The 5,739-nt window shown below is 73.4% G+C and carries 5 protein-coding genes; all 5 read right to left on the bottom strand.

What is annotated here, in order from left to right; translation table 11 throughout:
- Nucleotides 1-19 precede the first annotated feature (19 nt).
- The 5 genes from J1M37_RS04565 to J1M37_RS04545 all read right to left on the bottom strand — a co-directional run bounded on the left by J1M37_RS04565 (nucleotide 20) and on the right by J1M37_RS04545 (nucleotide 5,379).
- Nucleotides 20-1,411, bottom strand: a complete 1,392-nt coding sequence (locus J1M37_RS04565) for an aspartate aminotransferase family protein (RefSeq protein ID WP_206452188.1) — start codon at nucleotides 1,409-1,411, stop codon at nucleotides 20-22.
- Nucleotides 1,412-1,463: 52 nt separating this feature from the next.
- Entirely contained in the window at nucleotides 1,464-2,369 is a 906-nt protein-coding gene (locus J1M37_RS04560; protein ID WP_144859600.1) for a hypothetical protein, read from the bottom strand.
- A gap of 83 nt (nucleotides 2,370-2,452) precedes the next feature.
- Nucleotides 2,453-3,178, bottom strand: coding sequence for a dienelactone hydrolase family protein (locus J1M37_RS04555; RefSeq protein ID WP_119217646.1), 726 nt, complete (start codon nucleotides 3,176-3,178; stop codon nucleotides 2,453-2,455).
- Nucleotides 3,179-3,250: 72 nt separating this feature from the next.
- Nucleotides 3,251-3,802, bottom strand: a complete 552-nt coding sequence (locus J1M37_RS04550) for a YceI family protein (protein ID WP_041103494.1) — start codon at nucleotides 3,800-3,802, stop codon at nucleotides 3,251-3,253.
- 296 nt (nucleotides 3,803-4,098) lie between these two features.
- Nucleotides 4,099-5,379 (bottom strand): Glu/Leu/Phe/Val family dehydrogenase, encoded by a 1,281-nt coding sequence (locus J1M37_RS04545; RefSeq protein WP_206452187.1) that lies wholly within the window; start codon nucleotides 5,377-5,379, stop codon nucleotides 4,099-4,101.
- Nucleotides 5,380-5,739: the final 360 nt, after the last annotated feature.

Below are 5,739 nucleotides of genomic sequence, written 5' to 3'. Positions count from 1 at the left end.
GGGCGGGGGGCGGGCCCCGTCAGCCGGCCGCGACCTCCTCGTCGGCGAGGGCGAGGACCTGGTCGAGGACGTCGAGGCCGAAGCGCAGGTCCTCGTCCGAGATGTTCAGCGGCGGGCACAGGTGGAACCGGTTCTCGGCCATGAACAGCAGCAGCCCGCGGTCCTTCGCCTCGGCCATCATCCGCCCCATGACGGGCGCCACCTGACCGAGCGGGGCCAGCCGCTCCCGGGTCTGCCGGTCCCTCACCAGCTCGACGGCCCAGAACGCGCCGGCGCCGCGCACGTCACCCACGCTCGGGTGGGCCGCGGCGATCTCGGCCAGGCGCGGCCCGATGATCTGATCGCCGATGCGCTTCGCATGGGCGACCATGCCCTCCTCCTCCATCGCGGTGATCGCGGCGACGGCGGCCGCGCACGCGAGGGGGTGGCCCGAGTAGGTCAGGCCGCCGGGGTAGGGCGTGGTCGCGAAGCTCTCGTAGACGTCGTCGCCCATGGCGACGCCGCCCAACGGCACATACCCGGAGTTGACCCCCTTGGCGAATGTGACGATGTCCGGGGTGACGCCCGTCAGCTGGTGGCCGAACCACTCGCCCACGCGGCCGAAGCCGACCATGACCTCGTCGATGATCAGCAGGATCCCGTGCTCACGGCACAGCTCCTTGACGCCGGCCATGTAGCCGGGCGGCGGCAGGAAGATGCCCGCGGTGCCGGGGACGGCCTCGAGGATCACGGCGGCCACGGTGGAGGGGCCCTCGAGTTCGATCACGTCGCGCAGGTGGGCCAGCGCGCGCTCGGCCTCCTGCTCGTCGCTCTCCGAGCCGAACGCGGAGCGGTACGTGTACGCCGGCTGGAAGTGCACGACGCCGTCGGAGGCCGAGTCCGAGCCCACGCGCCGCAGGGAGCCGGTCAGGTTCGCCGTCAGGCGCGTGGCGCCGTGGTACGAGAGGTACGCGGAGAGCACCTTGTGCCGGCCCGTGTGCAGGCGTGCCATCCGCACCGCGTGCTCGTTGGCCTCCGCGCCCGCGTTCGTGAAGAACACGTGGTTGATGGACTCCGGCAGCCGCTCCGTGATCAGCCGGGCCGCCTCGGACCGGGCGTCGTTGACGTGCTGGGGGGCCACGGTGGCCAGCGTCTCGGCCTGCTCGCGGATCGCGGCCACGATCTTCGGGTGGCGGTGGCCGACGTTCGTGAAGACGAGCTGCCCGCTGAAGTCGACCATGGGCCGACCCTCGCCGTCCCACACCCACGACCCCTCGGCGTCGAGGATGGTCATGGGTGTGAGGTTGCGCTGCGCGCTCCACGAGTGGAACACGTGCGCGCGGTCGAGCTCGTGGGCGCGGCGGCCCCGCTCGATGGCCTCGTCGCTGATCCGGGGGTCCCGGCGGCCGACGTGCTGCTGATGCTCGGACATGCGCCCTCCTTGAGTGTGATGCGGCTCATTCCGAGCATAGGCGCGCCCGCCCTCAGCGCGAGCTGGCGCCCCGCCGCCCGCGCGCCACCCCCACGAACGCCTGCACGAGCTCCGAGTCGGCCGCCTTGAGCCAGGCCAGGGCGACGTCCCAGCCGGGGTGGCGGGCGTCGTCGTCGCCGTGGCGCTCGGGATCCGGCCCGTCGACGACGGCGGCGCCCGCCTCCGCCTCCGCCCGCGCCTGCTCGTCCGCGAGCGCGGCCCGCGTGGCGGCGGCCTCGCGGTCGGCGCGGGACAGGCCCACGGTGTCGTCGAGGGTGGAGGCCAGCGGCAGCACGATCACGTCCTTGCGGCCGAACATGCGGGCCACGGACATCGGCAGCACGACGTGGCCGGCGCCGGACGCGGCGATCTCCAGCGCCATCCGCTCGCCCGCCCCGGGCAGCTCGGCGGCGTCCATCGGCTCCGCGCTGGGGGCCGGGGCGAAGCGGGCGGGATCCAGCTCCTCGTCCGGGTCGAGCTCGGCGGGCGGCACCGGGCCGTCCGCGCCCACGTCCCACGCGGCGAGCAGGTGATCCCTGCCCACGCACACCACCGGCAGCTCGGAGTACACGCCCACGAGGTGCACGTGCCGCGGGTCGACGCCGCCGGCGCGCAGGAACTCCTCGGCGGGCACGTCGCGTCGGCGCCGCACGTAGCCCAGCTGCGGCAGGAAGTGGCGGGGCTGACCGGCGTCGTCGTGGGCGAGGTGGGCCAGCTGGGCCGCGTCGTCGTGGTTGACGAGCTGCACCGTGCGCTGGCGCGTGGTGAACCGCTCCACCCACGTGGACGGCGTGGCCCCGGGGATGGTGGCCAGGAAGAGAGTCTCGGGCGGGACGGGCAGGTCGGCCGGCGGCGCGGGCGCGGGACGACGCCGGCCCTCGCCCCCGGCACGGCCCGCGGGCTTCACGCCCTTGGCCACGCCGCGCCCGCCGGAGCGGGTGGACCGGGCGGGGCCGCCCCTGCTCGCGCGGGACTTCCCGCCCCGGCCGCCACGGGAGCCGCTCAGCGGACCTTCTCCTTCAGGAAGGAGACGGCGCGGTCCCAGGCGAGGGCCGCGGCCTCGGGCCGGTGGTTGCCCTGGGGGTTCTCGTCGTTGTGGAAGGCGTGCGGGGCGTCGTAGTAGAAGTACTCGACGTCGGCCCCGGACTCCTCACGGATCTGCTGCTCCTGCTTCCGCGCATCCTCGACGGGGAAGGAGTCGTCCTGCTCGGCGTAGTGGCCCTGGACGGCGGCGGTGACGCCGGAGAAGTCGCCGGGCACGCCCTGGCCCACGCCGTAGAACGGCACGGCGGCGGAGACCTTGTCCCCCTGCTGGGCCGCGAGGGCGAGCACGAAGCCGCCGCCCATGCAGAAGCCGATCGCGCCCACGGTCTGCGAGGTCACCTCGTCCCGGGCGAGCAGCCAGTCGACGGCGCCGGCCAGCTGACGGGCGCCCTCCTCGGCGGGCAGGTTCTGCATCATCTCGCCGGCCTCGTCGCCGTCGTGCGCGATCCAGCCGCCGTAGAGGTCGGGGGCGAGCGCGACGAAGCCGAGGTCGGCGAGGCGGTCGCACACATCCTTGATGTGGTCCACCAGGCCCCACCACTCCTGGATCACGATCACGCCGGGGCCCTTCCCGGAGGCGGGCAGCGCGAGGTAGCCGTGGCCCGTCCGGTCGCCGTCCTGGCCGGCGTCCTTGGTGGGCAGGTCGAACGTGACGTTCTGGTGCGGGGTCTTCGAAGCCATCATGGGCCCCACCCTATGAGGAGACCGGGCCCCTCATCGAGGGACCCGGTCTCGACGCGCGAGGTCGACTCAGGCTCAGGCCTGGGCGTCGGCCTCGGACAGCACGAAGGCGGCGCCGATCTCGAGCTTCACCTTGTCCGAGACCAGGACGCCGCCGGCCTCGGTGGCGGCGTTCCAGGTCAGACCGAAGTCCTTGCGGGAGATCTCGCCGGTGGCCTCGAAGCCCACGCGGGTCGCGCCGAAGGGATCCTTGTCCTGGCCGCCGAACTCGGCCTCGAGCTCCACGGTCCGGGTGACGCCGTGCAGCGTCAGCTCGCCGACCAGGGTGAACTCCTCGGGCTCGCCGCGGACCTCGGTGGAGCGGAAGGTCATGGTGGGGAACTGCTCCACGTCGAAGAAGTCGGCGGAGCGCAGGTGGGCGTCGCGACCCTCGTTCTTGGTGCTGATGGAGGCGACGTCGACGGTCACCTCGACGGAGGACTGGGTGAACTCCTCGGCGATGACGAGCTGGCCCTCCACGGCGTGGAAGGTGCCGCGGACCTTGGAGATGCCGGCGTGGCGGACGACGAAGTCGACGTCCGAGTGCGCGGCGTCCAGGTTCCAGGTGCCGGGGGTGATGGCGCGCATGGGGTGCTCCTTTTCAGCGGGTCTGTCTGGTGTGTCCGGGGTGGGCCGCCACGGCGGGCGGCGCCTCGGCCTCCGAACTTGTTTCAAATTCAAACATCATCCGGGCGGGTTGTCCACGCCTGATCGTCAAAATTCGAAATAGAGACGGACGTCACGGGCCGTGGGGGCACATCAGGCCGAGCCCACCCACGCCGACGGCCCGGAACCTCCGGGGGTTCCGGGCCGTCGGCGCGGGGTCAGGCGGCGGGGCCGCGCTCGGGCGGCCGGACGGGGTCAGGCGGCGGGGCCGCCCCCCGTCACGGGTAGAGGCCGCGAGTGCGGTGGGCCTCGGCCACGCGCTGCACGGCGGTCAGGGTGGCGGCCTCGCGCAGGCTCACGCGGCGGCTCTCGGAGGTGGCCAGCACGGCCTGCCACGCGGCGACCATGCGCCGCTTCAGGCGCTCGTCCACCTCCTCGCGGCTCCACCAGTAGGCCTGGTTCGCCTGGACCCACTCGAAGTAGGAGACGATCACGCCGCCGGCGTTGGCCAGGATGTCCGGGACGACCAGGACGCCCTTCTCGGAGAGGATGCGGTCGGCCTCGCCCGCGGTGGGGCCGTTGGCGCCCTCCACGACCAGTCGGGCGCGCACGCGCGGGGCGTTCTCCTCGGTCAGCACGGACTGCACGGCGGCCGGGACCACGAGGTCCACGTCCATCTCGAGCAGCTCGTCCGCGTCCATGGGCTCGGTGCCGGGGGTGTCCTTCACGGAGCCGGTGTCCCAGAGCTGCCTCTGCAGGGCGTCGTAGTGCAGGCCCTCGTCGTCGCGCACGGCGCCGTACTGGTCGGACACGGCCACGACCTTCACGCCGGCCGCCTCGAGCAGCTCGACCGTGCCGGCGCCGACCTTGCCGAAGCCCTGGACCGCCGCCGTCGCCCGCGACGGCTCGATGCCGAGGTGCTCGAGCGCGGCGAGCGCCACGTGGACCACGCCCGCCGAGGTGGCGGAGGCGCGGCCCAGCGAGCCGCCGAGCGAGACGGGCTTGCCGGTGACCACGCCGAGCGTGGTGTGGCCGACGTTCACCGAGTAGGTGTCCATCATCCAGGCCATGGTCTGCTCGTCCGTGCCCACGTCCGGGGCGGGGATGTCCACCTCGGGGCCGATGATCGGCTGGATCTCGGAGGTGTAGCGACGGGTCACGCGCTCGAGCTCCGCCTTCGAGTACTGGCGCGGGTCGATGGTCACCCCGCCCTTGGCGCCGCCGTAGGGCACGTCCAGCAGGGCGCACTTCCAGGTCATCCACATGGCCAGCGCGCGGACCTCGTCCAGGTCCACGTCCTGACTGAAGCGCACGCCACCCTTGGCCGGGCCGCGGGAGAAGTTGTGCTGCACGCGGTAGCCGCGGAGCACCTCGGTGGAGCCGTCGTCGCGGCGCAGGGGGATGGAGACGGCCATCTCGCGGCGGGGGGCGGCGAGCATCTGGTGCAGGCCCTCGTCGTAGCCGAGCGTCTTCACGGCGGCGGAGAGCTGGGCCAGGGCGTTGTCGAGCGGGGAGGACGGGGCCGTCACGGCCTCGTCCTCGGCGGGGATCCTCGTCATTGAGCGTCCTCGTGGTCCGGTGGGCAGGGATGTGTCGCGGCCCGACCGACGCGCGGAGGGCCGCGCCCCATTGCGCGGCCGACGTCGTCCGGACCCCGATGAACGCTACGCGCTCCCCCCGCACCCGTCACCCCTTCTGAGCCGAGATCCACGCCCACCCGGGTGACGTCGGACACAGCGGCGTGTACTGTGCTGTGGACGCGCCGCACACCCGCGGCGTTCTTCGGCGTCGAACCGACGCCGCTCGCTCAGGGCCCACCTGGTCCGTCCCCCGGCCGTCCGCCGCGCGAGGAGGGCTCAGCCGGCACATTCGCCACCACACGGTCCCCCGCGGCCACACGCGACAGCAGCGCCCGGGCG

The sequence above is a fragment of the Micrococcus sp. KRD012 genome (genome assembly GCF_017168555.1).
GTDB classification, from domain to species: Bacteria; Actinomycetota; Actinomycetes; order Actinomycetales; family Micrococcaceae; genus Micrococcus; species Micrococcus luteus.
The sequence above is the reverse complement of the archived record's forward strand: the minus strand, read 5'-3'. Positions and strand labels throughout refer to the sequence as shown.

Bases quoted from the DNA above. Each gene is read 5' to 3' on its own strand.
- J1M37_RS04565 (WP_206452188.1), bottom strand. From the start codon at position 1,411: ATGTCCGAGCATCAGCAGCACGTCGGCCGCCGGGACCCCCGGATCAGC.
- J1M37_RS04555 (WP_119217646.1), bottom strand. From the start codon at position 3,178: ATGATGGCTTCGAAGACCCCGCACCAGAACGTCACGTTCGACCTGCCC.
- J1M37_RS04550 (WP_041103494.1), bottom strand. From the start codon at position 3,802: ATGCGCGCCATCACCCCCGGCACCTGGAACCTGGACGCCGCGCACTCG.
- J1M37_RS04545 (WP_206452187.1), bottom strand. From the start codon at position 5,379: ATGACGAGGATCCCCGCCGAGGACGAGGCCGTGACGGCCCCGTCCTCC.